The 26,413-nt window shown below is 69.9% G+C and carries 21 protein-coding genes; 8 read left to right on the forward strand and 13 right to left on the reverse strand.

The genetic code is table 11. The features are described 5' to 3' along the window. Position 1 precedes the first annotated feature (1 nt). From trxB to ACIPK4_RS08670, 6 genes are all read right to left on the reverse strand, one after another. Positions 2-961 carry a thioredoxin-disulfide reductase gene (trxB, locus tag ACIPK4_RS08645; RefSeq protein WP_376196418.1) on the reverse strand — a complete coding sequence of 320 codons (960 nt, stop codon included), beginning with the start codon at positions 959-961 and terminating at the stop codon, positions 2-4. Between the two features lie 138 nt (positions 962-1,099). Beyond that, positions 1,100-2,044, reverse strand: a complete 945-nt coding sequence (locus ACIPK4_RS08650) for an anti-sigma factor family protein (RefSeq protein ID WP_402310290.1) — start codon at positions 2,042-2,044, stop codon at positions 1,100-1,102. Beyond that, a complete protein-coding gene (gene sigM, locus ACIPK4_RS08655; RefSeq protein ID WP_402310292.1) occupies positions 2,041-2,742 on the reverse strand; it encodes an RNA polymerase sigma factor SigM in 702 nt (233 codons plus the stop codon). Before sigM ends, ACIPK4_RS08650 begins: the two co-directional genes overlap by 4 nt. A gap of 92 nt (positions 2,743-2,834) precedes the next feature. Further along, positions 2,835-4,574: a protein kinase family protein gene (locus ACIPK4_RS08660; RefSeq protein WP_402310295.1), complete on the reverse strand. Its 1,740-nt coding sequence runs from the start codon at positions 4,572-4,574 to the stop codon at positions 2,835-2,837. Between the two features lie 117 nt (positions 4,575-4,691). Beyond that, a complete protein-coding gene (murJ, locus tag ACIPK4_RS08665; RefSeq protein WP_402310298.1) occupies positions 4,692-6,866 on the reverse strand; it encodes a murein biosynthesis integral membrane protein MurJ in 2,175 nt (724 codons plus the stop codon). Between the two features lie 46 nt (positions 6,867-6,912). Then, on the reverse strand, positions 6,913-9,180 hold the full coding sequence (locus ACIPK4_RS08670; RefSeq protein WP_402310299.1) for a DUF6049 family protein: 2,268 nt from the start codon (positions 9,178-9,180) through the stop codon (positions 6,913-6,915). 184 nt (positions 9,181-9,364) lie between these two features. Here ACIPK4_RS08670 and ACIPK4_RS08675 point away from each other — a divergent pair, with 184 nt between their 5' ends. Beyond that, positions 9,365-10,807, forward strand: a complete 1,443-nt coding sequence (locus tag ACIPK4_RS08675) for a CCA tRNA nucleotidyltransferase (protein WP_402310302.1) — start codon at positions 9,365-9,367, stop codon at positions 10,805-10,807. 53 nt (positions 10,808-10,860) lie between these two features. Here ACIPK4_RS08675 and ACIPK4_RS08680 read toward each other — a convergent pair whose 3' ends face one another. The 3 genes from ACIPK4_RS08680 to ACIPK4_RS08690 all read right to left on the reverse strand — a co-directional run bounded on the left by ACIPK4_RS08680 (position 10,861) and on the right by ACIPK4_RS08690 (position 13,967). Further along, positions 10,861-12,126 (reverse strand): MFS transporter, encoded by a 1,266-nt coding sequence (locus ACIPK4_RS08680; protein ID WP_402310303.1) that lies wholly within the window; start codon positions 12,124-12,126, stop codon positions 10,861-10,863. 106 nt (positions 12,127-12,232) lie between these two features. Next, complete coding sequence (locus tag ACIPK4_RS08685; protein WP_054227229.1) at positions 12,233-13,315, reverse strand: inositol-3-phosphate synthase; 1,083 nt, start codon at positions 13,313-13,315, stop codon at positions 12,233-12,235. A gap of 49 nt (positions 13,316-13,364) precedes the next feature. Then, positions 13,365-13,967: a PadR family transcriptional regulator gene (locus ACIPK4_RS08690; protein WP_054227228.1), complete on the reverse strand. Its 603-nt coding sequence runs from the start codon at positions 13,965-13,967 to the stop codon at positions 13,365-13,367. A gap of 274 nt (positions 13,968-14,241) precedes the next feature. On the opposite strand from ACIPK4_RS08690, the gene ACIPK4_RS08695 reads away from it, so the two are divergent. Further along, on the forward strand, positions 14,242-16,833 hold the full coding sequence (locus ACIPK4_RS08695) for a transglycosylase domain-containing protein (RefSeq protein ID WP_402310306.1): 2,592 nt from the start codon (positions 14,242-14,244) through the stop codon (positions 16,831-16,833). Positions 16,834-16,920: 87 nt separating this feature from the next. After that, positions 16,921-18,381, forward strand: a complete 1,461-nt coding sequence (locus tag ACIPK4_RS08700) for a glycosyltransferase family 87 protein (RefSeq protein ID WP_402310309.1) — start codon at positions 16,921-16,923, stop codon at positions 18,379-18,381. A 27-nt stretch (positions 18,382-18,408) separates the two neighbouring features. On the opposite strand, the gene ACIPK4_RS08705 is transcribed toward ACIPK4_RS08700, so the two are convergent. The 3 genes from ACIPK4_RS08705 to ACIPK4_RS08715 form a co-directional block, all read right to left on the reverse strand. Next, positions 18,409-19,440: an alanine racemase gene (locus ACIPK4_RS08705; protein ID WP_054227225.1), complete on the reverse strand. Its 1,032-nt coding sequence runs from the start codon at positions 19,438-19,440 to the stop codon at positions 18,409-18,411. Positions 19,441-19,509: 69 nt separating this feature from the next. Beyond that, positions 19,510-20,628, reverse strand: coding sequence for a peptidoglycan bridge formation glycyltransferase FemA/FemB family protein (locus ACIPK4_RS08710; RefSeq protein ID WP_054227224.1), 1,119 nt, complete (start codon positions 20,626-20,628; stop codon positions 19,510-19,512). A 130-nt stretch (positions 20,629-20,758) separates the two neighbouring features. Next, positions 20,759-21,073 carry a hypothetical protein gene (locus tag ACIPK4_RS08715; protein ID WP_054227223.1) on the reverse strand — a complete coding sequence of 105 codons (315 nt, stop codon included), beginning with the start codon at positions 21,071-21,073 and terminating at the stop codon, positions 20,759-20,761. 249 nt (positions 21,074-21,322) lie between these two features. Here ACIPK4_RS08715 and rpsF point away from each other — a divergent pair, with 249 nt between their 5' ends. The 4 genes from rpsF to rplI all read left to right on the forward strand — a co-directional run bounded on the left by rpsF (position 21,323) and on the right by rplI (position 23,018). Beyond that, positions 21,323-21,613, forward strand: a complete 291-nt coding sequence (gene rpsF / locus ACIPK4_RS08720) for a 30S ribosomal protein S6 (RefSeq protein WP_004950685.1) — start codon at positions 21,323-21,325, stop codon at positions 21,611-21,613. A 72-nt stretch (positions 21,614-21,685) separates the two neighbouring features. Then, the gene (locus tag ACIPK4_RS08725; RefSeq protein ID WP_054227222.1) at positions 21,686-22,273 is read left to right on the forward strand and encodes a single-stranded DNA-binding protein; all 588 of its coding nucleotides are present in this window, start codon (positions 21,686-21,688) and stop codon (positions 22,271-22,273) included. Between the two features lie 43 nt (positions 22,274-22,316). Next, a complete protein-coding gene (gene rpsR, locus ACIPK4_RS08730; protein WP_005315025.1) occupies positions 22,317-22,553 on the forward strand; it encodes a 30S ribosomal protein S18 in 237 nt (78 codons plus the stop codon). 18 nt (positions 22,554-22,571) lie between these two features. Beyond that, positions 22,572-23,018 carry a 50S ribosomal protein L9 gene (gene rplI / locus ACIPK4_RS08735; RefSeq protein WP_030292603.1) on the forward strand — a complete coding sequence of 149 codons (447 nt, stop codon included), beginning with the start codon at positions 22,572-22,574 and terminating at the stop codon, positions 23,016-23,018. 135 nt (positions 23,019-23,153) lie between these two features. Here rplI and ACIPK4_RS08740 read toward each other — a convergent pair whose 3' ends face one another. Then, positions 23,154-24,491 (reverse strand): MATE family efflux transporter, encoded by a 1,338-nt coding sequence (locus ACIPK4_RS08740; RefSeq protein WP_402310315.1) that lies wholly within the window; start codon positions 24,489-24,491, stop codon positions 23,154-23,156. Between the two features lie 452 nt (positions 24,492-24,943). Between ACIPK4_RS08740 and dnaB the strand changes: the two genes are divergently transcribed. Further along, complete coding sequence (gene dnaB / locus ACIPK4_RS08745; protein WP_402310626.1) at positions 24,944-26,410, forward strand: replicative DNA helicase; 1,467 nt, start codon at positions 24,944-24,946, stop codon at positions 26,408-26,410. Positions 26,411-26,413 lie beyond the last annotated feature (3 nt).

Genomic DNA, 26,413 nt, shown 5'->3' on the forward strand with positions numbered 1-26,413 from the left:
GTCAGACCGCGGCGTGGGCCTTCTCGGCGTCCGCGAGGGCGGAGAGGAAGCGCTCGGCGTCCAGGGCGGCGGAGCAGCCGGTGCCCGCGGCGGTGATGGCCTGACGGTACGTGTGGTCCACGACGTCGCCGGCGCCGAACACTCCGGTGAGGTTCGTGCGCGTCGAGGGGGCCTCGACCTTCAGGTAGCCCTCCTCGTCGAGCTCCAGCTGGTCCTTGAACAGCTCGGTGCGCGGGTCGTGGCCGACGGCGATGAACAGGCCCGTGACGGGGAGCTGGGAGGTCTCACCGGTCTTGGTGTTGCGCAGGGTGAGGCCGGAGAGCTTCTGCTCGCCGTGGATCTCGGCGACCTCGCTGTCCCAGGAGAACTTGATCTTCGGGTCGGCGAAGGCGCGGTCCTGCATGGCCTTGGAGGCGCGCAGGGCGTCACGGCGGTGCACGATGGTGACGGACTTGGCGAAGCGCGAGAGGAAGGTGGCCTCCTCGATCGCGGTGTCACCGCCGCCGACCACGGCGATGTCCTGGTCCTTGAAGAAGAACCCGTCGCACGTGGCGCACCAGGAGACACCGCGGCCCGAGAGGGCGTCCTCGTTCGGCAGGCCGAGCTTGCGGTGCTGCGAGCCGGTGGTGACGATCACGGCCTTGGCGCGGTGCACGGTGCCGGCGGTGTCGGTGACCGTCTTGATGTCGCCGGTGAGGTCCACGGACACGACGTCGTCGGGCACGAGCTCGGCACCGAAGCGCTCGGCCTGGCCGCGCATGTTGTCCATGAGATCCGGACCCATGATGCCGTCCTGGAAGCCGGGGAAGTTCTCGACTTCGGTGGTGTTCATCAGCGCGCCACCCGCGGTCACGGCGCCTTCGAAGACCAGCGGCTTGAGCGAAGCGCGTGCGGTGTACAGGGCGGCGGTGTAACCGGCCGGCCCGGAACCGATGATGATCACGTTTCGTACGTCGCTCACGGGTTTCTTCCTCGTCTCTGTGGACTACGCGCTTGTTGCCGGGGCCTGCTTGCCGGGGGCCGGTGCGGACTCTCACCCCACCCAACGGATCCTACGGCGCATGCATTCCCGGCCCGGTCCCGCGCCGACCCGAAGGTGTCAGCTCCGCGGGTAGGTCCGGGTCAGCAGGGGGCGTCCGGCGCCCGCCGGCGAGGTGTCCGCGCAGCCGGCCCCGACGAGGTAGGCGTCCACCCGGGCCGAGTCGCCCGGATGCGGCAGGACGAGGAGATAGACGTCGGTGCCCTGGTAGCTGCCGCGCTCGGCGGCGAGCGGGGCATCGGGGTGTCCGGTGGCGTCCCGGACACAGGACGGGACCGAGGAGGTCTTCGCGTGCTCGTCCCCGGGAGCGCGCTTCGGGGAGGGCATGGTGTCCTCCAACCCGTACGTGTTGTTCTGCTGTTCCTCCTGGGGGGCCGTTCTGGCCCCTTGCCCGGCGGCGAGGAGCCGCTGCACGTTGTCCTGGAGGCCCTGTGCCGTGTAGGTGCCGTCCTTGGGTGCTTCGGCTGCCGCGCTCGTCCCGGACTTGCGGGCGGCGGTGTCCGGCGAGCCCGTCCCCAGCAGGTTGCCCGTGAAGAAGATGCCGAGGGCGCAGGCAGCCGCCCCGGCCAGACCGGCGATGACGGTGATCCGGCGGCGGGCGCGCCGACGGCCCGGTCCGGTTGCGCCGGTCGGGTGACCGGAGGGCCGCCGGGGGCCTTGGCCCGCAGGTGCGGCAGGCGATGTTTCACGTGAAACATCGCGCTGGACGGTGGGCCCGGCGGCAGGGGCGGCCTCGGTCCTGGGTGCGGTGGAGTCGAGGAGTGCCTCGGCGGCGAGGGCCGCGTCGATGCGCCCGGCGATGTCCGCAGGCATCCGGGGCGGCCCCGGCAGGGTGCCGAGGAGGGACCGGATCTCCTCCAGGGAGGCGTGGACGTCGGCGCACAGCGGGCAGTCGTCCAGATGGCGGCGTACCTCGGCGCTCCTGGCCGGGGAGAGGAGGCCTTCGGTCAGGTCGGAGATCTCCGAGACGTCCGGGTGCCGGATCGTGCCGGTTGTGGGAGTCACGTTCGTCCACCTCCGCCCTTCACCGTGTCTGCGTCTGGGGCTGGCTGACTGGGGTCTGCCGCTGGTGGGACGGGAGTCCCCGGCGTCCGGTTCCTTCCCCGCTCGGTAGCGGTGTTATCCACGGCATTCGAGCGCAGATGAGTGAGCATCGGGAGGAGTTTCGCCCGGCCGCGCGCGCACCGGCTCTTCACCGTTCCGGTGGGGACGTCGAGGATACGGGCGGCCTCGGCGACGGGGTAGCCCTGCATGTCGACGAGGACGAGGGCGGCCCGCTGGTCGGCCGGGAGGGTGCTGAGGGCGGCCAGGAGCTGGCGGTGGAGGTCCCGGCGCTCGGCAGGGGCCTCGGCGGACTCGTGGGGCTCCAGGAGCCGCTCCAGGCGCTGCGTGTCCTCGATCGGCGAGGTCTTGCGGGAGGCGGCCTTGCGGGCCCGGTCGAGGCAGGCGTTGACGGTGATGCGGTGCAGCCAGGTGGTCACGGCCGATTCGCCCCGGAAGGTGTGGGCGGCCCGGTAGGCGGACACGAGGGCGTCCTGTACGGCGTCGGCGGCCTCCTCACGATCGCCGAGAGTCCGCAGGGCCACGGCCCACAGCCGGTCGCGGTGGCGCCGTACGAGCTCCCCGAAGGCATCGGGATCCCCTGCGACGTGCAGGGCGAGCAGGTCCCGGTCACTGTCCCCGCCGGTGGTTGCGTCGTGCATCACACCTCCCTCCCGGAGGGAGCGTACGGGGCGGGCGGGACGAATACGAGGGTCCGCTGAGCCGTCGGCTCAGCGGACCCGGGACGTACCGATCAGGAAGCCGGCTGGTCGCCGGTACCGAGGACCTTGATCTCGTTGATGCCGCCGCGGAAGCCGTCCCCACCGCCGTCGGAGGGCAGCGCGGTGATGTGCACGAGCACGAAGCGGGTGTTGATCGGGGTGTCCCGCGTGGCCTCCAGCTTCTTCCCCGCGGTACCCGGTTTCACCAGTTCCTGGGGGAAGTCGGAGATGGTGCGCGGGGAGGACGCCCCCGGGGCGGCGGCGCGGACCTCGACCACGTGCCCGGCGGCCCGCATGTCCACGTCGATGCCCGTCACCTCCTGGAGGCTGCCGAGGTCGACGATGATGCCGCTGCCGTCGTCGTAGCTGTCCAGGTTGCCGAACTTGCCCTCGTAGCCGTAGAAGTTCAAGGTGACCCACCCGGTGTCGGGATTGCCGTCGATGGCCTTCCCGGCGTCTGCGGGCTTGATCGGTTCCTTGCCGAAGACGGATGCACGGGAGAGGTGCAGCGGCTTGCTCTCCTTGGGCTTCTTCTCGTCTTCCTTCGTCTTGGTGGACTGCGAGTTGCTGGTGCCGCCGCCGTCGCCCTTGACGCGGTCCAGGAGGGTGTCGGCGAGCTGCCAGCTGCCCAGGCCCAGGGCGGCGATGAGCAGGGCGGCCACGCTCCACTTCAGGACACGACCGGTGCGGCTCTGCAGCGGGGGCGGCGGGACGGCGATGGGACGGGCGACCGGCGCGCCGGGGTGCGTCGGGGGCCGTCCGTAGCTCCCCTGCTGGTAGGTGGTCTGCTGGTACTCGGGCGGTGCGGTGAACGCGGGCTCCGGCGGCCGGATGCGGGGCATCGCGGCAACTGCCTTGGCCAGTTCCTCCGGGGTGGTGCAGGCGGGCTCCTGCCGGGATGCGGTGGCCCCGTCGTTGGCGAGGGCGCGCATGGCGAGCTCCCCCAGGCCCCGGTGCACCCCGGCCCGGACCTGGTCGGGGGCGAGCAGGCCCACGCCCTTGGGCAGGCCGGTGAGGCCGTACGCATCGTTCTCGTAGGGCCAGCGCTGGGTCAGTGCGGCGTACAGGAGTGCGCCGATGGCCTCGGTGTCCGCGCGCTGCGGGGTGTCGCTGGTGATGCCGCGCAGGGCGGCGTTCACGGCGAGCCCGCGGATGCGGTACTGGCCCGTGGAGGTGCGCAGTATCGCGCTGGGTGTCAGGCGCAGGTGCGCCAGGCCCTCCCGGTGCGCGGCGGCCATGGCCTGGGAGACCTGGGTGACGAGCTGATAGGCCTCGTGGGGCTCCAGGGGGCCCGAGGCGAGGATCGCGGTCAGCTCGGTCGCGTCGGGCAGCCACTCGTGGACGACGTAGACGAGGTCGTTCTCCTCCACCGCGTCGAGGACGTGGACGAACCGGGGATCGCCGAGCAGCGCGGAGGAGCGGGCCGCGGCCAGCACGGCACGGGCCCGCGGGTGGTCGGCGGGCAGCAGGTGGACGCCCACGGCACGGCGCAGCTTCTCGTCCATCGCGCGCCAGCTGCTGAATCCGTCCAGACGGGTGACGCACTCTTCGAGGCGGTAGCGCCGGGCGAGCTTGTGGCCGCTGTGGAGTTCGGGAGCGGCAGCAGGGGCCGCCTTTCTGCGTTCGCCGTCCTTTTCTGGCATGGGTCCGTCCGCGGCTCGTCCGTTCTGGGTGTCCACCCCGTCGGCCGTGGCCCTTGCCGCATCTGCGGCCGGCGGCTCATTGCCGCCGTTGTCGGCCACGTCGACGGCAGCCGTGCTACGTTCCGCCACCGTCGTTCCTGCCTCCCCATCCGTTACGCGCTGTCGGCCAGTCTGCGAAGCCATGCCAATTGTGCCCACAGTCTGGCGCTATGCACGACACGCGAAGGGGTCCGACGGTTGTGCGCATCAGCGCCCCAGTCGTCCGCGGACCATTCCGACCATGGCGTTGAGCTCTTCGATCCGCATCCGCTTGGCCGCCACGAGGAACACGGCGGCAAGCGCGACGCCGCCGGCGACCAACGCGGCAGCGGAGCCTGCGACTCCGCTGCCGAGCCACTGGGTGACCGCGTAGGCGGCTGCGCCCGCCACGGCGGCGGCGGGTACGCAGGCGCCGGTGAGACGGGCGTAGGTGCGCATCACGTGGGCGCCGTCGAGGTCGCCGCCCAGCCGGGTGCGCAGACGCCGCCAGGCGACCCCGACGCCGACGGTGTAACCGAGGCCGTAGGCGGCGGCCATGCCGACGACCGCCCAGCGTGCGGGGAGCACGAAGAACGCGGCGGTGGAGACGGCCGCGTTGACGGCGGCGACGATGACGGTGTTGTAGAAGGGCGTCCGGGTGTCCTCGTACGCGTAGAACCCGCGCAGGACGACGTACTGGACGGAGTAGGGGATCAGCCCGAGGCCGAAGGCCATCAGCACGTAGCCGATGTTCTGGGCGCCGGAACCCGAACCGGCGTACAGCAGCGTGGCCATGGGGACGCCCAGGGCCAGGAATGCGAAGGCGCACGGCACGATCGCGACGGCCGAGGTGCGCAGGCCGTAGGAGATGTCGTCACGGACGGCGGCCGCGTCCCCGTCGTGGGCGGAGCGGGAGATGCGGGGCAGTACGGCCGTCATGACGGAGACGGTGATGATGGCCTGCGGCATCTGCCACAGCAGGAGCGCGTAGTTGTAGGCGGTGATGCCGGTGCCGGGGTGGCCCTGCTTCTCGGCGACCGATCCGGACCAGGTCGCGAGCTGGGTGACGACGACGAGGCCGATCTGGTTGGCGAGGACGAAGAAGAACGTCCACTTGGCCAGGCGGGCCGCCTTGCCGAGGCCGTGGCCCCTCCAGTCGAAGCGCAGGCGCGGCCTGAAGCCGGCGTCGCGCAGGTAGGGCAGCATCGCCAGGGCCTGGACGGTGAGGCCCAGGAGGGTCCCCAGGCCCAGCAGGCGGACACCGTCGGCGGTCACGGTGGTCGCGCTGACACCGGAGGTGGTGAAGCCGCCGAAGGCCCAGATGAAGGCCCCGAACGTGGCGATGACGACGATGTTGTTGAGGACGGGGGTCCACATCATCGCGCCGAACCGGCCGCGTGCGTTGAGGATCTGACCGAGGACCACGTGCACGCCCATGAAGAACATGGTCGGCAGGCAGTAGCGGGCGAAGGCGACCGCCACCTCCATCTGCTGCGGGTCGGACGCGAGCTTCGGCGACATCATCGTGATGAACACCGGCGCGGCGAGCACGCAGATCGTGGTGATGGCGGCCAGCAGCACGACGACCAGCGTCAGGAGGCGGTTGGCGTACGCCTCGCCGCCGTCGTCGTCCTGCTTCATGGCCCGGACCAGCTGCGGGATGAAGACGGCGTTGAGCGCGCCGCCGCCGACCAGCACGTAGATCATCGTCGGCAGGGTGTTCGCGATCTGGTACGTGTCGTTGAACGTGCCGACGCCGATGGCACCGGCGATGACCAGGGTCCGCATGAAGCCGGTGATGCGGGAGACGATCGTGCCGGCGGCCATGAGGGCACTGGACTTGAGGAGGCTGGAGGCCCGGCCGGCGGGCTTGCTCGGCGCCGGAGCGGCGACGGGGGCGTCCTCCGCGGGGGTGCCGGGATTCCCCTGCTGGTCCCGGTAGAGGTGCGCGAAGGCGTCGGGCTCGGACGTCTCGTCCGCCGCGTTGGTGACCAGGGAGTCCACCCCGACGAACTGGGTGGTCGTCGCGCGGTCGCCGTACGGCAGGTGCCGGGAGGGACCGTCCGGCTCGGGCGGCGGGGTCTGCGCCCAGACCTGCGGGTCGGGGGCGTGCACGGGCGCCTGCGGCGCCGCGTACAGCGGGCCGGGCTCCTGGTAGGTGCCGGGCGGCGGCGGGGGGTGCGAGGCCCTGTCGTAGAGGACCTCGGCGACGGGGTCCTGGGCCGACAGGTCCTGCGACCGGTAGGGGTCGTAGTCGTAGGCGTCCTGGACATACGGGTCGCGGTCCGGCGCGGGCGCAGGCACGGCGACCTGCCCGGGCACCGGAGTGCCCGGGGCAGTGCCCTGTGCGGGCGCGGGCCCACCAGTGCCCTGCGCGCGGTCACCGTCGTACGGCGCGTTCATCGAAACCCCACCTCATCGTCCCCAGGCCGACCGGCCACGGCATCGCTCAACGGTCCACTGTCTCACCCGTGCCGGACGGCCCGGTGCTTTGCGCTCCGGTGTCCGGCGTCCCGTCACTCGGCTGCGTGCTCTCCTCGGCGGCCGCCCGGGCCGCGACGCGCTTGCGGCTGGCGTACATCTTGATGCCCGCCAGGACGAGCAGGAGCACGCCGCCCGCGATGACGAGCATCACGGTCGGGGTGATCTCGGTGGCCTCGACGGTGAACTTGCGGGCCTTGCCGTAGGGCACGCCGTCGGTGGTGAAGAGCTGGGCGGTGACCTCGACGGGACCGCTCGCGGTGGCGTTGGCGGTGAACTTGACCGTCTGGCTGTGTCCGCCCGCGACGGTCACCTCCTGCTCGGCCTGACCGTTGTCGCCGAACATCAGGCGGGTCGGGTTGGCGGACTTCACCCGCAGGACCAGGTTGTGGACGTCCTGGACGAGGCTGTTCTGGACGCTGACCGGGATGGTGGCGCTGTGGCCGGACAGGGTGGCGTCGGACTTGGGGACGACCTTGACCTTCTCGGTCAGGCCGATCAGGTACTCCTGCACCTGTTCCCGGTAGAGCCGGGCCTCCTCGGGGCGGCCGCGCCAGGAGGTGGACATCTCGCGGTTGGTGGTGTTCCCGAAGGGGATCTCCACACGGTCGGGGGCGCTGAGGATGACCTTGAAGTGGTCCAGGGTGTTCTGGGTGGTGCGGATCTTCTCGAAGGCGGCCACCGGGAGCTCCGTCTTGCGCAGCGCCTCGGGGTACTGGCCGGCACCCGGGACCTGGGTGTTGACGCCCGGGTCGGGCTTGGCGGCGGCCGCGGCCTCCAGGTCGGCCGGCTGGGTCCAGCGGCCCGCCTGCAGGCCGCGTATGGCGGCCGCCATCGACTGCGCCTGGCTGGTCGACGGCATCCGCTGCGGGGTGACGACGAAGCTGCGCTGTTCGTCGGTCTTCTGCAGGTTCAGGGCGAGGCTCTGGGCGAGGAAGCGCTGCACGGCCAGCGTGGCGTTGCCGGCGTTCAGCATGTCGCCGTCGAAGGCGGTGGAGAGGTCGGCGTCCGCCACGACGGCGGTGGCGCCCGCGCCGATGGGACGGGCCGCCGAGGGCGTGTAGCCGAGGGAGCCGGTCTCCTGGAGGCTGTCGCTGCGCGCGAGGACGTTGTGGGCGCCCGCCGAGGTCGCCACGTTGACGATCGACGGGTCGATGGCGCCGCTGACGGGCCAGGAGAAGTCGGTGGACGGGGTGACGTGCAGGACGGTCTCCACGGCCTGCTTCGCCTTGTCGGTGGCCGGCCGCAGCTGGCCCAGGGTGCCCGAGACGTCCTTGCCCTGGTGGGCGAGGGAGGCGATGTCCGGGTCGGCGAACGGCAGCGCGACGATCTTCTTGCCCTGGACCGCGGTCTCCAGGGCGCTCAGCCACTGCTCGGCGACGGCCTTGTTCTTGCCCTGGACGATCCGGCCGTCCGGCGTGCGGTAGCGGTAGCCCTTGGTCATCGCGTCGACCGTGTAGAGCAGGTCGGGGTCGATGACCCAGGTGACGGGCAGGTCCTTGCCGAGGGCGACCATCTGCTGGAGGCGGCCGCCGGACTTGAGCTCCTCGGCGAGGGAGTCGTCGAGGAAGACAGGGGTCTGCAGCTCGTCCGAGCCGGTCTCGGCGGTCAGGTGCGTGGTGGAGATCAGCGGCCACAGGTACGTGATCTGGGAGCGCTTGGCGGCGGCCTCGGGCTGCCAGGGCAGGAAGGTCCGCCTGATGCCGAGGACCTGCTCGTACTGGCGGCTCTCGGTCTCGCCGGAGAGCGAGACGCCGAGCTGGTAGACGCCGTCCTTGTCCAGCTCCAGCTTGTTCACCGGGACGGTGAGGGTGAAGTCCTGCTTCGCCTTCGACGGCAGCGAGGGGATCTTCGCGGCGAAGGCCTGGTCGATCTCACCGGGATCCGTGCCGGCCCGGAAGCCCGCGCGCTCCGCCGCCTCGTCGATGGACGCCCGGTCGCCGAGGGCGGGCCCCACCCGCAGGCCCACGTGCGCGCCGGTGATCGTCTCGCGGCCGTTGTTGACCACGGTGCCGGAGATCGTGAGCGTGTCGCCCTTGACCGGGGCCGTGGGGGCCATCTCGTTGAGCTGCACGTCGACCGTCCCCGCCTCGGCCGCCTGGGCGGTCTGGGGGGCGGGCGAGTAGACCAGAGCGGCGAGCACGGGGGTCCCCGCCAGCAGTACGACGGCGCGCCGCAGCCACCGGCGCCGGGCAGGAGCGGGGTATGCCCCCTGGATGTCTGCCGCCTCGGCCACGCGCTAGCCCGTCCCTCGAAGTGTCAGTGGTCGTCGTTCGTGCGTCCACAGATGGTAACGAGACCCGCTGTGCGCGAGTGCCGCGCCTTGCTCCACATGATCGGCTCCGCTTCCCGGCCGCCGGGGGGCGGGGTGCCGGAAACGGGGAAGCCCGCGCCGGGCCGGGCACGTACCCTTTTCTGTTGTGCCGAACGCCAACGAAGACAATCCCAGTGCCCTGAGTCAGGTGCAGCACCGCGCGGTCAGTGAACTGCTGCGGGTCGCCCCTGTCGCCGACGAGCTCGGCCGCCGGTTCCAGGAGGCCGGCTTCCGCCTTGCCCTGGTCGGCGGGTCCGTACGCGATGCGCTGCTCGGGCGTCTCGGCAACGACCTCGACTTCACCACCGACGCCCGCCCCGAGGACGTTCTGAAGATCGTCCGGCCGTGGGCCGACTCGGTCTGGGACGTCGGCATCGCCTTCGGTACCGTCGGCGCCCAGAAGAACGGCTTCCAGATCGAGGTGACGACCTACCGTTCGGAGTCGTACGACCGCACCTCCCGCAAGCCCGAGGTCTCCTACGGCGACTCGATCGAGGAGGATCTGGTCCGCCGCGACTTCACCGTGAACGCGATGGCGGTCGCGCTGCCGGAGAAGGAGTTCGTGGACCCGCACGGCGGCCTGGAAGACCTCCAGGCGGGCGTTCTGCGCACTCCCGGCACCCCGGAGGACTCCTTCTCCGACGACCCGCTGCGGATGCTGCGTGCGGCGCGTTTCGCCGCCCAGCTCGACTTCGAGGTCGCCCCCGAGGTCGTGGCGGCGATGGAGGCGATGTCGGAGCGGATCGAGATCGTCTCGGCGGAGCGGGTGCAGGGCGAGCTGAACAAGCTGCTGCTGTCCGCGCACCCCCGCAAGGGCCTGGGCCTGCTCGTGGACACCGGGCTCGCCGACCACGTGCTGCCCGAGCTGCCCGCCCTGCGCCTGGAGAGTGACGAGCACCACCGGCACAAGGACGTCTACGACCACTCGCTGATCGTGCTGGAGCAGGCCATCGCGCTGGAGCAGGACGGCCCGGACCTGGTGCTGCGGCTGGCGGCCCTGCTCCACGACATCGGCAAGCCGCGCACCCGTCGCTTCGAGACCGACGGGCGGGTCTCCTTCCACCACCACGAGGTGGTGGGCGCGAAGATGACCAAGAAGCGCATGACCGCGCTGAAGTACTCCAACGACATGGTCAAGGACGTCTCCCGGCTGGTGGAGCTGCACCTGCGCTTCCACGGCTACGGGGACGGCGAGTGGACCGACTCCGCGGTACGGCGCTACGTCCGCGACGCCGGCCCGCTCCTGGACCGTCTCCACAAGCTGACCCGGTCCGACTGCACCACGCGCAACAAGCGCAAGGCCAATGCCCTCTCCCGGACCTATGACGCGCTGGAGGAGCGCATCGCGCAGCTCCAGGAGCAGGAGGAGCTCGACGCCATCCGGCCCGACCTGGACGGCAACGAGATCATGGAGATCCTGGGCACCGGCCCCGGTCCGGTGATCGGCAAGGCTTACGCCTTCCTGCTGGAGCTGCGGCTGGAGAACGGTCCGATGGAGCACGACGCCGCAGTCGCCGCGCTCAAGGAGTGGTGGGCCGCGCAGGCCTGAGACGGGTGAACCCGGAGCGATGTTTCACGTGAAACATCGCTTCGGGTGATGCATCACACGCACGCGCTCTGCCGCCTCAGGCAGGCCGCGTTCACCGCGTAGAGCAGGGCCACGCTCACGATCAGCAGCACCGACTGCCCGTCCGGGGGGAGCATGAGGGCGGCCACCGCGGCCGCGCCGACGAACGCGATGTTGAACAGCACGTCGTAGACGGAGAACACCCGGCCGCGGAAGTCGTCGTCCACATGGGACTGGATGGCCGTGTCGGTGGAGATCTTGGCGCCCTGGGTGGCGAAGCCGAGCACGAAGGCCGCCACCAGCATCGGTCCGGGCTCGAAGAACAGGCCGAGCGGGGGCACCAGGACCGCGGCCCCGGCGGAGCAGGCCGTGATCCAGCCGCGGGTGCCCAGTCGGCCCACCAGCCAGGGCGTGACGACGGCAGCCGCGAAGAACCCCGCCCCGGAGACGCCGACCGCGATGCCCAGCAGGGCGAGGCCGGCGGACTCGTCGCCCGACCACGCGTAGCGGCAGAGCATCAGGAGCGTCACGAACAGGGCGCCGTAGCAGAAGCGCATCACGGTCATGGCGGTGAGCGTCTGGGCCGCCTCGCGCCGGGAGGCCAGGTGCCGCAGCCCTTCGGCCATGCCCCGGACGGTCAGGACGGCCCCCTCGGCGACCGACGGGTGGAGCCGGCCGGCCGGATGGTCCGGGCCGAGCAGGCCCACGGCCAGACGCAGCGAGACCAGGGCCGCGCAGAGGTAGAGCCCGGCTCCCAGCAGCACCACCAGGGCGTTGGAGTCGGAAGCCAGCAGCTGCACGAGGAAGGCGAGTCCCCCGCCGGCGACCGCGGCGAGCGTCCCGGCCGTGGGTGAGAGCGAATTGGCGGTGACCAGCTCGCCCGGGCCGACGACATGGGGCAGCGATGCGGCCAGCCCGGCCAGGACGAAGCGGTTGACCGCGGTCACGGACAGGGCCGAGGCGTAGAAGAGCCAGTCGGGGACGTGCGCGACGATCAGTACGCCGGTGCCGCAGGCCAGGAGGGCGCGCAGCAGGTTGCCGTAGAGGAAGACCTGGCGGCGGCGCCAGCGGTCGAGCAGCACCCCGGCGAAGGGGCCGATCACCGAGTAGGGCAGCAGCAGCACGGCCATGGCCGAGGCGATGGCCGCGGGCGACGCCTGCTTCTCGGGGGAGAACACCACGTAGGTGGCGAGTGCCACCTGGTACACGCCGTCGGCGGCCTGGGAGAGCAGCCGTACGGCGAGCAGGTTGCGGAAATCCCTCAGGCGCAGGAGTACGCGCAGATCACGTACGACAGGCATGAGGGCAAGGGTCACATACGCGGAGGGTCCCCGGGCACATTGCCCGGGGACCCTCCGCGGAAGAACAGCCGAAGACCAGGTGTCCGAAGACCCGTGGGGTTCCGACTTAGCGCTCGACCTCACCCTTGATGAACTTCTCGACGTTGGCCAGGGCCTCGTCGTCGAAGTACTGCACCGGCGGGGACTTCATGAAGTAGCTCGAAGCCGAGAGGATCGGGCCACCGATGCCGCGGTCCTTGGCGATCTTCGCGGCGCGCAGGGCGTCGATGATGACACCGGCGGAGTTCGGGGAGTCCCACACCTCGAGCTTGTACTCGAGGTTCAGCGGGACGTCGCCGAAGGCGCGGCCCTCGAGGCGGACGTAGGCCCACTTGCGGTCGTCGAGCCACGCGACGTAGTCGGACGGGCCGATGTGGACGTTCTTCTCGCCGAGCTCGCGGTCCGGGATCTGCGAGGTGACGGCCTGCGTCTTGGAGATCTTCTTCGACTCCAGGCGGTCGCGCTCCAGCATGTTCTTGAAGTCCATGTTGCCGCCGACGTTGAGCTGCATGGTGCGCTCGAGACGGACACCGCGGTCTTCGAACAGCTTCGCCATCACGCGGTGCGTGATGGTGGCGCCGACCTGCGACTTGATGTCGTCGCCGACGATCGGGACACCGGCCTCGGTGAACTTGTCGGCCCACTCCTTGGTGCCGGCGATGAAGACCGGGAGGGCGTTGACGAAGGCGACCTTGGCGTCGATGGCGCACTGCGCGTAGAACTTCGCCGCGTCCTCGGAGCCGACGGGCAGGTAGCAGACCAGAACGTCGACCTCGCGGTCCTTGAGGACCTGGACCACGTCGACGGGGGCCTCGGCGGACTCCTCGATCGTCATGCGGTAGTACTTGCCCAGGCCGTCCAGGGTGTGGCCGCGCTGCACGGTCACGCCCTTGTTGGGGACGTCGCAGATCTTGATCGTGTTGTTCTCGCTGGCGCCGATGGCGTCCGAAAGGTCGAGGCCGACCTTCTTCGCGTCGACGTCGAACGCGGCGACGAACTCGACGTCACGCACGTGGTAGTCGCCGAACTGGACGTGCATCAGACCGGGGACCTTGGCCGCCGGGTCGGCGTCCTTGTAGTACTCGACGCCCTGCACCAGCGAGGCGGCGCAGTTGCCCACGCCGACGATGGCTACGCGAACCGAACCCATTCCGGTTGCTCCCTGTTTGTTCTCGGACGAGGCCTGCGAGATGCAGGCCTCACTTTGCAGTTTCGTCGGGCGGACCGGATCGTCTCTGATCCCGTCCCGCCCGCTCACTCTCGATGAGCTCGTTCAGCCAGCGCACTTCACGCTCCACGGACTCCATTCCGTGCCGCTGCAGCTCAAGCGTGTAGTCGTCGAGGCGCTCCCGCGTCCGGGCGAGGGAGGCGCGCATCTTCTCCAAGCGCTCCTCCAGCCTGCTGCGGCGGCCCTCCAGGACCCGCATGCGCACGTCCCGCTCGGTCTGGCCGAAGAACGCGAAGCGCGCGGCGAAGGACTCGTCCTCCCAGGCGTCCGGGCCCGTGTGGGACAGGAGCTCTTCGAAGTGCTCCTTCCCCGCTGCCGTCAACCGGTAGACGATCTTGGCGCGGCGCCCTGCGAGTGAAGTGGCGAGAGCGTCTTCCGGGGCGTTGCCCGGTTCTTCGATCAACCAGCCGTTGGCGACCAACGTCTTGAGGCAGGGATAGAGCGTTCCGTAGCTGAACGCCCGGAACACCCCCAGCGAGGTGTTGAGCCGCTTGCGTAGCTCGTACCCGTGCATGGGGGATTCGCGAAGCAGGCCGAGGACGGCGAACTCGAGGATGCCTGAGCGCCTGCTCATCCGCCTGCCTCTCCCTCGCCCCTGAGTTTTATACCGAGCTGATGTATCGGCTCGATACATCCAGACGATAGAACGGGCCGTCTTCGGCGACAAGGGGTGACGTAGTGACCGGCGTCACATCACCAATTCGTACCAGGCGAGTTGCCTGATTTGGGGTGAACTTCGGCACTGTTCGGGTTTTGAGCGTGCGTAGTCTGTGGGCCATGACAACGGGGGGAACCGGAATTCGCCTGCCGCTTCCAGGCCACTCGCCTGCCCGAGGAGTAGTCGTTCGATGAGCGAGCACCGCCGCAAACCGTCGCAGCCCGAGGGCGGCGGTGGACGTGCCGCGGCCCGCCGGGCCGCCCAGCAGCGCCCCGGCCGGGGCGCCGGTCCCGCACGTGACGTTCCCACCGCGTCCCACAGCGGACCGTACGCAGAGCCGCCGGGCCCCGGTGGCCGCGCGGGGGCGCGCCGGTCCGCTCCCCGGGGATCCGGAGGCCGTGGACGGGGCGCCGGCGGTGCCGGCCGAGGCGCGGGCCGCCCGGACAAGCGGCTGATCAACTACCCGCGCTCCGACAGGGACGGCTGGAAGCGCTTCCTTCCGTCCTGGAAGCTGGTCTGCGGCACGGCCCTCGGCTTCTTCGCCCTCATCACGGCGGGCGCCGGCATCGGCATCGCCTCGGTGAACAAGCCCGACCCGAACAAGGCGGCCCAGGCGCAGAACAACGTCTTCTACTGGGCGGACGGCACCCAGATGGTGGCCACCGGCGGTTCGATGAACCGCCAGATCGTGCCCATCGACAAGATCCCCAAGTCCATGCAGAACGCCGTGATCTCCGCGGAGAACGAGTCCTTCGAGACGGACAAGGGCGTCGACCCGATGGGCATCGCCCGCGCCGTGTGGAACATGGCCAAGGGCGGATCCACCCAGGGCGGCTCGACGATCACCCAGCAGTACGTGAAGAACACGTACCTGGACTCCAACCAGACGCTGAAGCGCAAGGTCACCGAGCTCTTCATCTCGATAAAGCTCGGTGTGTCCGAGGAGAAGGACACGATCCTCGCGGGCTACCTCAACACCGCGTACTACGGCAGGGACGCCTACGGCATCCAGGCGGCCGCGCGGGCCTACTTCGGCAAGGACTGCAAGGACCTCACGCCGTCCGAGAGCGCCTTCCTGGCCTCCGTGCTCAAGGGCCCCAACCTCTACAACCCCGACGGCGGCATCGGTTCCGCCGCCACCCCGGAGAAGAACACCGAGCGGGCCAAGGAGCGCTGGGCCTGGGTCCTGGACCGCGAGGTCGCGGTGGGCCGGATGCAGAAGTCCGAGCGGGCCCAGTTCACCGAGTTCCCCAAGCTCATCGACTCCGAGCAGGCCCGCAGCCTGTCCGGGCAGACCGGCTACCTGGTCGAGACGGCCAAGCAGTACGTGATGAAGGTCACGAACAGCACGGCCGACGAGATGGCCCGCGGCGGCTACCAGATCAAGACCACCTTCCAGAAGCCGAAGGTGGACGCCCTGGTCAAGGCCGTCGAGGAGACCCGCAACGACTTCCTGGACGAGAAGGCCCGCCCCGAGTACGACACCTTCGTCCAGTTCGGCGCGGCCTCCGTGGATGTGAAGACCGGGGCGATCGTGGCCCTGTACGGCGGCCCGGGCATGGACAAGAAGTACTTCAGCAACAACGCCAACACCGTCGGCGTCCCGGTCGGATCGACCTGGAAGCCGTACGTCCTGGCGGCCGCGATGGAGTACGGCACCCAGAACTCGAACGGCCAGGGCATCTCGGCCGACAGCAAGTACAACGCGAACGACCTGACCGTGATCAACAACCGCGACGGCAAGCCGCTGCGGGACGCGTCCGGCAAGCCGTTCAAGCAGAAGAACGAGAGCACCTACCCCTACGGATACGTGACCCTCAACGAGGCGATGGAGAAGTCCATCAACGTGCCGTTCGCGCAGCTCGTCTTCGACGTCGGCCACAACAAGGTCCGGGAGGTCGCCGCGTCCACGGGCATCCTCAAGGACTCGATGAACCCGAACAACGACGCTTCGTTCGCCCTCGGCACCTCGACCCCGAGCGCCATCCGCATGGCCGACTCGTACGCCACGTTCGCGGCCTCCGGCACCCACCGCGAGCCGTTCTCCGTGACGAGCGTCGAGAAGGACGGCAAGGAGCTGCCCGGCTTCGGCGCCCCCAAGGAGCAGAGGGCGATGGACAACTCCATCGCGGACAACGTCACCAAGGTGCTGGAGAACGTCGTCGACAACGGCACCGGCACCAAGGTCAGGAAGCTCGGCTTCACGCGGCCCGCCGCCGGCAAGACCGGAACCACCGACCAGAACAAGTCGGCCTGGTTCGTCGGTTACACCCCGGAGCTGTCCACCTCGGTCGCCCTGTTCCGCACCGACCCGAACTCGGCGGACAAGAAGCTGATCTCCATGAACGGTGTGGGCGGCGTCGACTCCATCCACGGTGGCGACATCCCGGCCGCCATCTGGACCGAGTACATGAAGGAAGCGCTCAAGGGCACCCCGGTCAAGGACTTCCCGGAGGCCGAGAAGATCGGCGTCACCGCGGACGCCTCCGGCGCCCCCTCGCCGTCCCCGTCCTTCTCCCCGTCGCCGTCCCCTTCGATGCCCTCGCCCTCGGCGAGCTCCTCGCCGCCGGTCTCCCCGTCCCCGTCCAAGGGCGGCAAGCCGACCTGCAAGCCGTGGGAGCTGTACTGCATCCCGGACCCCAGCGGAGGCAACACCAACGGAGGCAACACCAACGGCGGCCCCGGCGGCGGATCCACCGGATCACCGTCGCCCACGCCGTCGGGCAGACCGGGCCGCCCCGGCGGTACCAGCTGGGGGACCAGCATGGGGACCTCCGGCTGATCCGCCTTCTCCCTGCTCCTACGAGGGCCGTCGCACACCGTGCGGCGGCCCTCCCGCACGCCCGGCCCGGTACGGCAGGATGAGCGCATGACGAAGGTGCACGAGGACCGGCCCGTACTGCCCACCCAGCAGGACGAGGTCGCCGCGGCCGGCAGCGAGTTCCTCGGCGGCCCCATGGGCCGCTACGCCCGGCTGGGCGGCCACTGGCTGACCCCGGTCCGTGTCGTGGTCCTGGTCGCCCTGGGGATGTTCGCGCTCGGCATGGTGCAGAAGCTGCCCTGCTACGACTGGGCGTGGTTCCGCGGAGCCGGCTCCCAGTACACGCACGCCTGCTACTCCGACATCCCGCACCTGTTCTCCGTACGCGGTTTCGCCGACGGGCTCACGCCCTACTTCGACCGGCTGACCGGCGACATGGAGTACCTGGAGTACCCGGTGCTCACCGGGCTCTTCATGGAGGTGGCGTCCTGGTTCACCCCCGGCGGCGGCTCCCTCCAGCACCGTGAGCAGATGTACTGGATGGTCAACGCGGGGATGCTGATGGTCTGCGCCGCGGTCATCGCGGTGTGCGTCGCGCGCACCCACCACCGCCGGCCCTGGGACGCGCTGCTGTTCGCCCTGGCGCCCGCCTTCGCGCTCACCGCCACGATCAACTGGGACCTGCTGGCCATCGCCCTGACCGCCGCGGGGATGCTCATGTGGTCCCGGGGCCGCACCCTGCTCTTCGGCGTCTTCATCGGCCTGGCCACCGCCGCCAAGCTCTATCCCGTCCTGCTGCTCGGCGTGCTGTTCGTGCTGTGCTGGCGCGCCGGGAAGTGGCGGGCGTTCGGTTCCGCGGCCCTCGGCGCGGCCGTCTCCTGGCTCGTGGTGAACCTGCCCGTCATGATCTTCGCCTGGGACGGCTGGAAGAAGTTCTACACCTTCAGCCAGGAGCGCCCGATCGACTTCGGCTCCGTGTGGCTGCTCATCTCCCAGCGCTCCGGGAACCCCCTGCACGACGCGAACACGTATGCGACGGGCCTGACGCTGCTGCTGTGCGCCGGCATCGGAGCGCTCACGCTGACCGCCCCGCGCCGCCCCCGCTTCGCCCAGCTGGCGTTCCTGGTCGTGGCCGCCTTCATCCTGGCCAACAAGGTCTACTCGCCGCAGTACGTGCTGTGGCTCATCCCGCTGGCCGCGCTGGCCCGGCCGCGCTGGCGGGACTTCCTGATCTGGCAGGCCGGCGAGGTGGTGTACTTCCTCGGGATCTGGCTGTACCTCGCCTACACGACCAGCGGGGACAAGCACCAGGGCCTGCCCGTGGAGGGCTACCAGCTGGCGATCACCGCCCACCTGCTGGCGACCCTCTACCTGTGCGCGGTCGTCGTCCGCGACATCCTGATGCCCGAGCGGGACGTCGTGCGCCGTGACGGATCGGACGACCCGTCCGGCGGTGTCCTCGACGGGGCCGAGGACGTGTTCGTCCTGTCGGACGCGGCGAGGGCGCCGCAGGATGCGGCGCCCTCGCAGGGACAGCGGGTCGAGTGGGGCACGGCCCCCGGGAACTGACCGTCCCCGTCAGCGGCCGGGTGCACGTCAGGCGTCGAGCACGCGGTCGAACTGCGTCGTGGTGTGGCGCAGGTGCGCCACCAGCTCGTCGCCGACCTTCGGCTCGGGGGCGTCCGACGGCACGAACAGGATCGACACCTGCATGTGCGGGGGCTCCGCGAACCAGCGCTGCTTGCCCGCCCACACGAACGGCGAAAGGTTCCGGTTCACGGTGGCCAGACCGGCCCGCGCCACGCCCTTGGCCCGCGGCATCACGCCGTGCAGGGCCTTGGGGGCCTCCAGGCCCACCCCGTGCGAGGTGCCGCCGGCGACCACGACGAGCCAGCCGTCGGAGGCGGCCTTCTGCTGTCGGTAGCCGAACCGGTCGCCCTTCGCGACGCGCGTGACGTCCAGGACGGCACCGCGGTACTCGGTGGCCTCGTGGTCGCCCAGCCACAGCCGGGTGCCGATCCGCGCCCGGAACCGGGTCTGCGGGAACTGCTGCTGGAGCCGGGCCAGCTCCTCGGCCCGCAGGTGGCTGACGAACATGGTGTGCAGCGGCAGCCGGGCCGCGCGCAGCCGGTCCATCCAGCCGATGACCTCCTCGACGGCGTCAGATCCGTCCGGGCGGTCCAGCGGGAGGTGCAGGGCGAAGCCCTCCAGCCGCACGTCCTCGATCGCCGCGTGCAGTTGGCCCAGGTCCTGCTCGGAGATGCCGTGGCGGCGCATCGAGCTCATGCACTCGATGACCACGCGGGCGCCGACCAGGCCGCGGACACCGTCCAGGGAGGACACCGAGCGGATCACCCGGTCCGGCAGCGGCACCGGCTCCTCGCCCCGCCGGAACGGGGTGAGGACGAGCAGGTCGCCGCCGAAGAGGTCCTTGATGCTGGCGGCCTCGTACGTGGTCCCGACGGCCAGCACGTCGGCGCCCAGCCGGGTCGCCTCCTCGCACAGCCGCTCGTGGCCGAAGCCGTATCCGTTGCCCTTGCAGACCGGGATCATCCCCGGGAACCGGTCCTGGATCTGCTTCTGGTGCGCACGCCAGCGCGCGGTGTCGACGTAGAGCGTGAGCGCCATGCCCGTCCGGAGCCTCTCTCGAAAAAGCTGCCTGTGCAGCGATGCGGTGTGTGGGGGTGCGGCAGCAGGTCAGCGGCGCGACATGTAGATGTCGAGCGCCTTGTGCAGCATCTTGTTCAGCGGGAAGTCCCACTCGCCGACGTACTCGACGGCCTCGCCGCCCGTACCGACCTTGAACTGGATGAGGCCGAACAGGTGGTCGTTCTCGTCCAGCGTGTCACTGATGCCGCGCAGGTCGTAGACGCTGGCGCCGAGCGCGTACGAGTCGCGCAGCATGCGCCACTGCATCGCGTTCGACGGCCGGACCTCGCGCTTGTGGTTCGCGGAGGCGCCGTACGAGTACCAGACGTGCTGGCCGACGGTGAGCATCGTGGCGGCGGCCAGCGGCTCCCCCTCGTGCTTCGCGATGTACAGCCGCATCCGGTTCGGGTCCTCGGAGTTGAGGGCCGTCCACTGGCGCTGGAAGTAGCTGAGCGGGCGCGGGCGGAACTTGTCGCGCTCGGCCGTGATCTCGTACAGCTCCTGCCAGACCGGCAGGTCCTCGTAGCCGCCCTGGACGACCTCGACGCCGGCCTTCTCGGCCTTCTTGATGTTGCGCCGCCACAGCTGGTTGAAGCCCTTGAGGACGTCGTCCAGCGAGCGGTTGGCGAGCGGTACCTGGAAGACGTACCGGGGCTGTACGTCGCCGAAGCCGGCGCCGCCGTCCTCGCCCTGCTGCCAGCCCATGCGGCGCAGCTTGTCGGACACTTCGAAGGCGCGGGGCTCGATGTGCGAGGCCTCCACGTCGCGCAGCCGCTTGACCTCCGGGTCCTGGATGCCCGCCTTGATGGCGGCGGCGTTCCAGCGGCGGATGACGACGGGCGGACCCATCTTCACGGTGAACGCACCCTGGCGCTTGAGGTGGGCCAGCATGGGCTGGAGCCACTCCTCCAGGTTCGGGGCGTACCAGTTGATGACCGGCCCCTCGGGAAGGTACGCGAGGTACCGCTTCACCTTGGGCAGCTGCCGGTACAACACGAGGGCGGCGCCGACCAGTTCGTCGTTCTGGTCGAACCAACCGAGGTTCTCGGAGCGCCACTCGTTCTTCACGTCGGCCCACGCCGGGACCTGGCAGTGGCTAGCCGAGGGCAGGGTCTGGAGATATCCCAGATGCTGCTCTCGGCTGATGGTCCTCAGGGACAGGCTCATGCGGGGCGTCTCCTCGGCGGCTTCGCTGGCTATGGCGCGAAGCCTACTGCGACAAGGGCGCCACCCTTCTGGGGGCCGGGCCCGGCCGGGCCCGTCGAGAAGTCGGCGCCCTGTCGCGGAGGGGCCCCGGTCAGCCAGCCCAGCCGCCGAACAGACCGCCGTGCGCCATGCCGAGGTAGAAGCCCACGCCTGCGGCCCCAAGCCCGATGATCAGTGCGAAGCGCTCGCGTGTCGTCTCCGAGATGAACTGTCCGTACGCGCCGGTCAGGATGCCGACGAGCCCGGTCCACGAGCTGAGCAGGTGCAGATTGTCGAAGAACCCCGTGACGAACGCCACGAGGCCGAGGACCACCGTGGCCACCACGAGGGTGTCCTGCAGCGGGTGGGATTTGCCGTCGGTCGCGAAGAGCGAGATGGAGGACTGGGGTCGCATTGCCTGTGCCATCGGAAGGCACCTCCTGGCTGACGCAGAGCGGTGCTGCGGGGCCGCCGCCGACTGGGCCGGGGGCGTGGCACCGAGCACACCCGATGAGTACAGAGTGTGGCCCCTTCCTGCCGGATTTCAACCGGAAGGGGCCGAGCAGGTAGTCTGTACAGCTGCGCGGTGTCTGCTTTCGGACGCCGTGCGCACGCATCACGACCCTCCTGCCACGGAACGACCGTGGCCGCTGAGTCCAAAGGAGGTGGGTTCCACATGCGTCACTACGAAGTGATGGTCATCCTCGACCCCGATCTCGAGGAGCGCGCTGTCTCCCCGCTGATCGAGAACTTCCTCTCCGTCGTCCGTGAGGGCAACGGAAAGGTCGAGAAGGTCGACACCTGGGGCCGTCGTCGTCTCGCTTACGAGATCAAGAAGAAGCCCGAGGGCATCTACTCGGTCATCGACCTCCAGGCCGAGCCTGCGGTCGTCAAGGAGCTTGACCGACAGATGAACCTGAACGAGTCGGTTCTCCGGACCAAGGTCCTTCGCCCCGAGACCCACTGAACTCCGGTTCAGCGGTAATCGGGACCGAGTAGCACAGCAGCCCAGCAGCAATCCCCGCCGAGAGGTTCATCCATGGCAGGCGAGACCGTCATCACGGTCGTCGGCAATCTCGTCGACGACCCCGAGCTGCGCTTCACCCCCTCGGGTGCGGCGGTCGCGAAGTTCCGTGTCGCGTCCACCCCCCGCACCTTCGACCGTCAGACCAACGAGTGGAAGGACGGCGAGAGCCTGTTCCTGACCTGCTCGGTGTGGCGGCAGGCGGCCGAGAACGTCGCCGAGTCCCTTCAGCGGGGCATGCGCGTCATCGTGCAGGGCCGGCTGAGGCAGCGGTCGTACGAGGACCGTGAGGGTGTCAAGCGCACGGTCTACGAGCTGGACGTCGAGGAAGTCGGCCCCAGCCTGAAGAACGCCACGGCCAAGGTTGCCAAGACCACCGGTCGCGGTGGCCAGGGCGGGTACGGCGGCGGCCAGCAGCAGGGTGGTGGCGGCGGCTGGGGCGGAGCCCCCGGCGGCGGCGCCCCGCAGGGCGGCGGAGCTCCCTCCGACGACCCGTGGGCGTCCAGCGCGCCGGCCGGCGGCCAGCAGCAGGGCGGCGGGGGCGGCTGGGGCGGAAGCTCCGGCGGCTCCAACGGCGGCTACTCGGACGAGCCCCCCTTCTAGGGAAGCTCGCATCCCCACTTCTTGATCACACAGGAGAGACACCATGGCGAAGCCGCCTGTGCGCAAGCCTAAGAAGAAGGTCTGCGCGTTCTGCAAGGACAAGACCGCGTACGTGGACTACAAGGACACGAACATGCTGCGGAAGTTCATTTCCGACCGCGGCAAGATCCGTGCCCGCCGCGTTACCGGCAACTGCACGCAGCACCAGCGTGACGTCGCCACGGCCGTGAAGAACAGCCGTGAGATGGCGCTGCTGCCCTACACGTCCACCGCGCGATAAGGAAAGGGTGACCGACTAATGAAGATCATCCTGACCCACGAGGTTTCTGGCCTCGGTGCCGCCGGCGATGTCGTCGACGTCAAGGACGGTTACGCTCGCAACTACCTGGTCCCGCGTGGTTTCGCGATCCGCTGGACCAAGGGTGGCGAGAAGGACGTGGCGCAGATCCGCCGCGCCCGCAAGATCCACGAGATCGCGACCATCGAGCAGGCCAACGAGGTCAAGGCCAAGCTCGAGGGCACGAAGGTCCGTCTGGCCACCCGCTCGGGTGACGCCGGTCGTCTCTTCGGCTCCGTGACCCCGGCCGACATCGCCACGGCGATCGAGGCTTCCGGTGGTCCGAAGGTCGACAAGCGCCGCGTCGAGCTGGCTGCCCCGATCAAGACCCTCGGTTCGTACCAGGTCTCCGTGCGTCTGCACGCCGAGGTCGCCGCGAACGTGGGCGTCGAGGTTGTCGCCGCCTAAGTGCTGCACACGAAGGGCCGCACCCCTCAGGGGTGCGGCCCTTCGTCGTTGCCGGGTATCGCCGGAGATGTTTCACGTGAAACGGCCCCGGGCCGTTCTCCGTGTTTCACGTGACACACCGCCGGGATCAGCGGATCAGCGGGTCGCCCCCGCGACCAGCCATCGTCCGGAGCGGGCGCGCAGCTGGAGGGTGGCCATCCGGACCAGCATCATCAGCGCCATGGCCCACCAGAGCGTGGTCAGGCCGCCGCCGAGGGTCGGGACGAGCAGGGCGGCCGGGGTGAACACGGCGAGCGTCACGAGCATCGCCCAGGCCAGGTAGCGACCGTCTCCGGCGCCCATCAGGACCCCGTCGAGCACGAAGACGATGCCGGACACCGGCTGGGAAAGAGCCACGACCAGCAGGGCGGGCAGCAGAGCGGCCTCGACTGCGGGATCGCCGGTGAAGAGCGGGATGAACAGCGGGCGGGCCACGATCACCAGCGCGCCGAGGACGATCCCCGAGGCGATCCCCCACTGGACCATGCGACGGCAGACGGCCTTGGCGCCCTCGGTGTCGGCGGCGCCCAGGTAACGGCCGATGATGGCCTGCCCGGCAATGGCGATCGCATCGAGCGCGAAGGCGAGCAGGCTCCACAAGGAGAGCAGGATCTGGTGGGCGGCGACGTCCGCGTCGCCGAGTCGCGCCGCCACGGCGGTCGCGATGATCAGGACGGCGCGCAGGCAGAGGGTACGCACCAGCAGCGGTGCGCCGGCCTGGGCGCAGGCCCGGATTCCGGCGGCGTCGGGGCGCAGCGAGGCGCCGTGCCGACGGGCTCCGCGGACGACCACGAGGAGGTAGACGCCGGCCATGGCGCACTGGGCGATCACCGTTCCCCAGGCGGAACCGGCGATGCCGAAGCCGGCGCCGTACACGAGGGCGCCGTTCAGGCCGGCGTTGAGGGCGAAGCCTCCGATGGCGACGTACAGCGGGGTACGGGTGTCCTGGAGGCCCCGGAGGACGCCGGTGGCAGCGAGCACCATCAGCATGGCCGGGATACCCAGGGCGGATATCCGCAGATAGGTGACCGCGTACGGGGCGACGGTGTCGGACGCTCCGAAGAGGGAGATCAGCCAGGGCGCTGTCGGCAGCACGACGGCGACGACGACGGCGCCGATCAGGAGGGCGAGCCAGATGCCGTCCATGCCCTGGCGGATGGCGGCAGGGAGGTCTCCCGCGCCGACCCGGCGGGAGACGGCCGCGGTGGTGGCGTAGGCGAGGAAGACGAAGACACTGACGGCGGTCGTCAGCAGGGCGGCGGCGATACCGAGTCCGGCCAGCTGGGGGGTGCCGAGGTGTCCCACGATGGCGCTGTCGGCCATCACGAACAGGGGCTCGGCGACGAGCGCGCCGAACGCCGGGACGGCGAGTGCGAGTATCTCGCGGTCGTGCCGTCTCGGGGCACCCTTCAGCGGGGCGAGGGCCTGTGTCATGCGCTCAATCTAATCTTCCACAGGTAATAGACGCAACCGTCTTTGGAGCCTTACCGGTGAGTTGACTTGCGCGTTCTGGGCACCCCGTTGGAGGCGATCTCGGAACCGGGGCCAAGAAATTTCTCCCCCACAGCCGGTGGAGGAAGAATTCGCAGGTCAGATGGGGTGGGTGGGTAGGGCAGGTGATTTTGTCCACAGCGCCGTCCCCCGGTCCGTGCACAGCTTCCGGCGACTTACCCACAGCATTGGGTCGGTCATCCACATCTCATCCACACAGCCTGTGGATAACAAGATTGGCTGACGTCGCTCCCGGCCCTACCGTTGTGCGTTGCCCGACTCGCCGAGTGCGGATTCGGGTGCCCCAAATGTCAGAGCCGTGTCGTAGAAAGAGTGGCACGGCGAGGTCCGCGTTGCGGACGGGAGGAGGCGGCCCGGTGAGCATGCCCGAGCCCATGGACGACCCCTGGGCCGACAGCGGTCCGGGTGACCGTCTGCCCGCCCGTTCGCGCCGTAACAGCGACAACCGCGGCCGCGGGGACGAGCAGCACGACCGGGGCCGCGAGGGCGGCTCCTGGGACGGCGGCGGTGGCGGCGGCTTCGAGCGCGTACCGCCGCAGGACCTGGACGCCGAGCAGTCGGTGCTCGGCGGCATGCTGCTCTCCAAGGACGCCATCGCGGACGTCGTCGAGGTCATCAAGGGCCACGACTTCTACCGGCCCTCCCACGAAACGATCTACCAGGCGATCCTCGACCTGTACGCCAAGGGCGAGCCGGCCGACCCGATCACGGTCGGCGCCGAGCTGACCCGTCGCGGCGAGATCAGCAAGGTCGGCGGGGCCTCGTACCTGCACACGCTCGTCCAGTCGGTGCCCACCGCGGCGAACGCCGAGTACTACGCGGAGATCGTCCACGAGCGGGCGGTGCTGCGCCGCCTCGTCGCCGCCGGCACGAAGATCACGCAGATGGGATACGCGGCGGACGGCGATGTCGACGAGATCGTCAACAGCGCCCAGGCCGAGATCTACGCCGTCACCGAGCAGCGGACCTCCGAGGACTACCTGCCGCTCGGAGACATCATGGAGGGCGCGCTCGACGAGATCGAGGCGATCGGCTCGCGCAGCGGCCAGATGTCGGGCGTCCCGACCGGTTTCACGGACCTCGACTCGCTGACCAACGGCCTGCACCCCGGCCAGATGATCGTCATCGCGGCCCGCCCCGCCATGGGCAAGTCCACCCTCGCACTCGACTTCGCCCGCGCCTGTTCCATCAAGAGCAACCTGCCGAGCGTGATCTTCTCCCTCGAAATGGGCCGCAACGAGATCGCGATGCGCCTCCTTTCGGCGGAGGCCCGGGTGGCCCTGCACCACATGCGCTCCGGCACCATGACGGACGACGACTGGACCCGGCTCGCCCGCCGGATGCCGGACGTCTCCGCCGCCCCCCTCTACATCGACGACTCCCCGAACCTGTCGATGATGGAGATCCGGGCCAAGTGCCGGCGCCTGAAGCAGCGCAACGACCTCTCGCTCGTGGTCATCGACTATCTCCAGCTGATGCAGTCGGGCGGCTCCCGCCGTCCCGAGAGCCGCCAGCAGGAGGTCTCGGACATGTCCCGAAACCTCAAGCTGCTGGCCAAGGAGCTCGAGGTGCCGGTGATCGCGCTCTCCCAGCTGAACCGTGGTCCCGAACAGCGCACGGACAAGAAGCCGATGGTCTCCGACCTGCGTGAGTCCGGCTCCATCGAGCAGGACGCCGACATGGTGATCCTGCTGCACCGCGAGGACGCGTACGAGAAGGAGTCGCCCCGTGCGGGCGAGGCGGACCTGATCGTGGCGAAGCACCGTAACGGCCCCACGGCGACGATCACCGTCGCCTTCCAGGGCCACTATTCGCGGTTCGTGGACATGGCCAACACGTAGCAT

The sequence above is a fragment of the Streptomyces sp. NPDC086989 genome, from assembly GCF_044745505.1.
In the GTDB taxonomy this organism is placed as follows: domain Bacteria; phylum Actinomycetota; class Actinomycetes; order Streptomycetales; family Streptomycetaceae; genus Streptomyces.

Bases quoted from the DNA above. Each gene is read 5' to 3' on its own strand.
- ACIPK4_RS08700 (WP_402310309.1), top strand. From the start codon at position 16,921: ATGACGAAGGTGCACGAGGACCGGCCCGTACTGCCCACCCAGCAGGAC.
- ACIPK4_RS08680 (WP_402310303.1), bottom strand. From the start codon at position 12,126: ATGCCTGTCGTACGTGATCTGCGCGTACTCCTGCGCCTGAGGGATTTC.
- ACIPK4_RS08740 (WP_402310315.1), bottom strand. From the start codon at position 24,491: ATGACACAGGCCCTCGCCCCGCTGAAGGGTGCCCCGAGACGGCACGAC.
- dnaB (WP_402310626.1), top strand. From the start codon at position 24,944: ATGGACGACCCCTGGGCCGACAGCGGTCCGGGTGACCGTCTGCCCGCC.
- ACIPK4_RS08685 (WP_054227229.1), bottom strand. From the start codon at position 13,315: ATGGGTTCGGTTCGCGTAGCCATCGTCGGCGTGGGCAACTGCGCCGCC.
- ACIPK4_RS08695 (WP_402310306.1), top strand. From the start codon at position 14,242: ATGAGCGAGCACCGCCGCAAACCGTCGCAGCCCGAGGGCGGCGGTGGA.
- ACIPK4_RS08715 (WP_054227223.1), bottom strand. From the start codon at position 21,073: ATGGCACAGGCAATGCGACCCCAGTCCTCCATCTCGCTCTTCGCGACC.
- rpsF (WP_004950685.1), top strand. From the start codon at position 21,323: ATGCGTCACTACGAAGTGATGGTCATCCTCGACCCCGATCTCGAGGAG.
- ACIPK4_RS08705 (WP_054227225.1), bottom strand. From the start codon at position 19,440: ATGGCGCTCACGCTCTACGTCGACACCGCGCGCTGGCGTGCGCACCAG.
- ACIPK4_RS08690 (WP_054227228.1), bottom strand. From the start codon at position 13,967: ATGAGCAGGCGCTCAGGCATCCTCGAGTTCGCCGTCCTCGGCCTGCTT.
- rpsR (WP_005315025.1), top strand. From the start codon at position 22,317: ATGGCGAAGCCGCCTGTGCGCAAGCCTAAGAAGAAGGTCTGCGCGTTC.
- ACIPK4_RS08725 (WP_054227222.1), top strand. From the start codon at position 21,686: ATGGCAGGCGAGACCGTCATCACGGTCGTCGGCAATCTCGTCGACGAC.
- sigM (WP_402310292.1), bottom strand. From the start codon at position 2,742: ATGCACGACGCAACCACCGGCGGGGACAGTGACCGGGACCTGCTCGCC.
- rplI (WP_030292603.1), top strand. From the start codon at position 22,572: ATGAAGATCATCCTGACCCACGAGGTTTCTGGCCTCGGTGCCGCCGGC.
- ACIPK4_RS08710 (WP_054227224.1), bottom strand. From the start codon at position 20,628: ATGAGCCTGTCCCTGAGGACCATCAGCCGAGAGCAGCATCTGGGATAT.
- murJ (WP_402310298.1), bottom strand. From the start codon at position 6,866: ATGAACGCGCCGTACGACGGTGACCGCGCGCAGGGCACTGGTGGGCCC.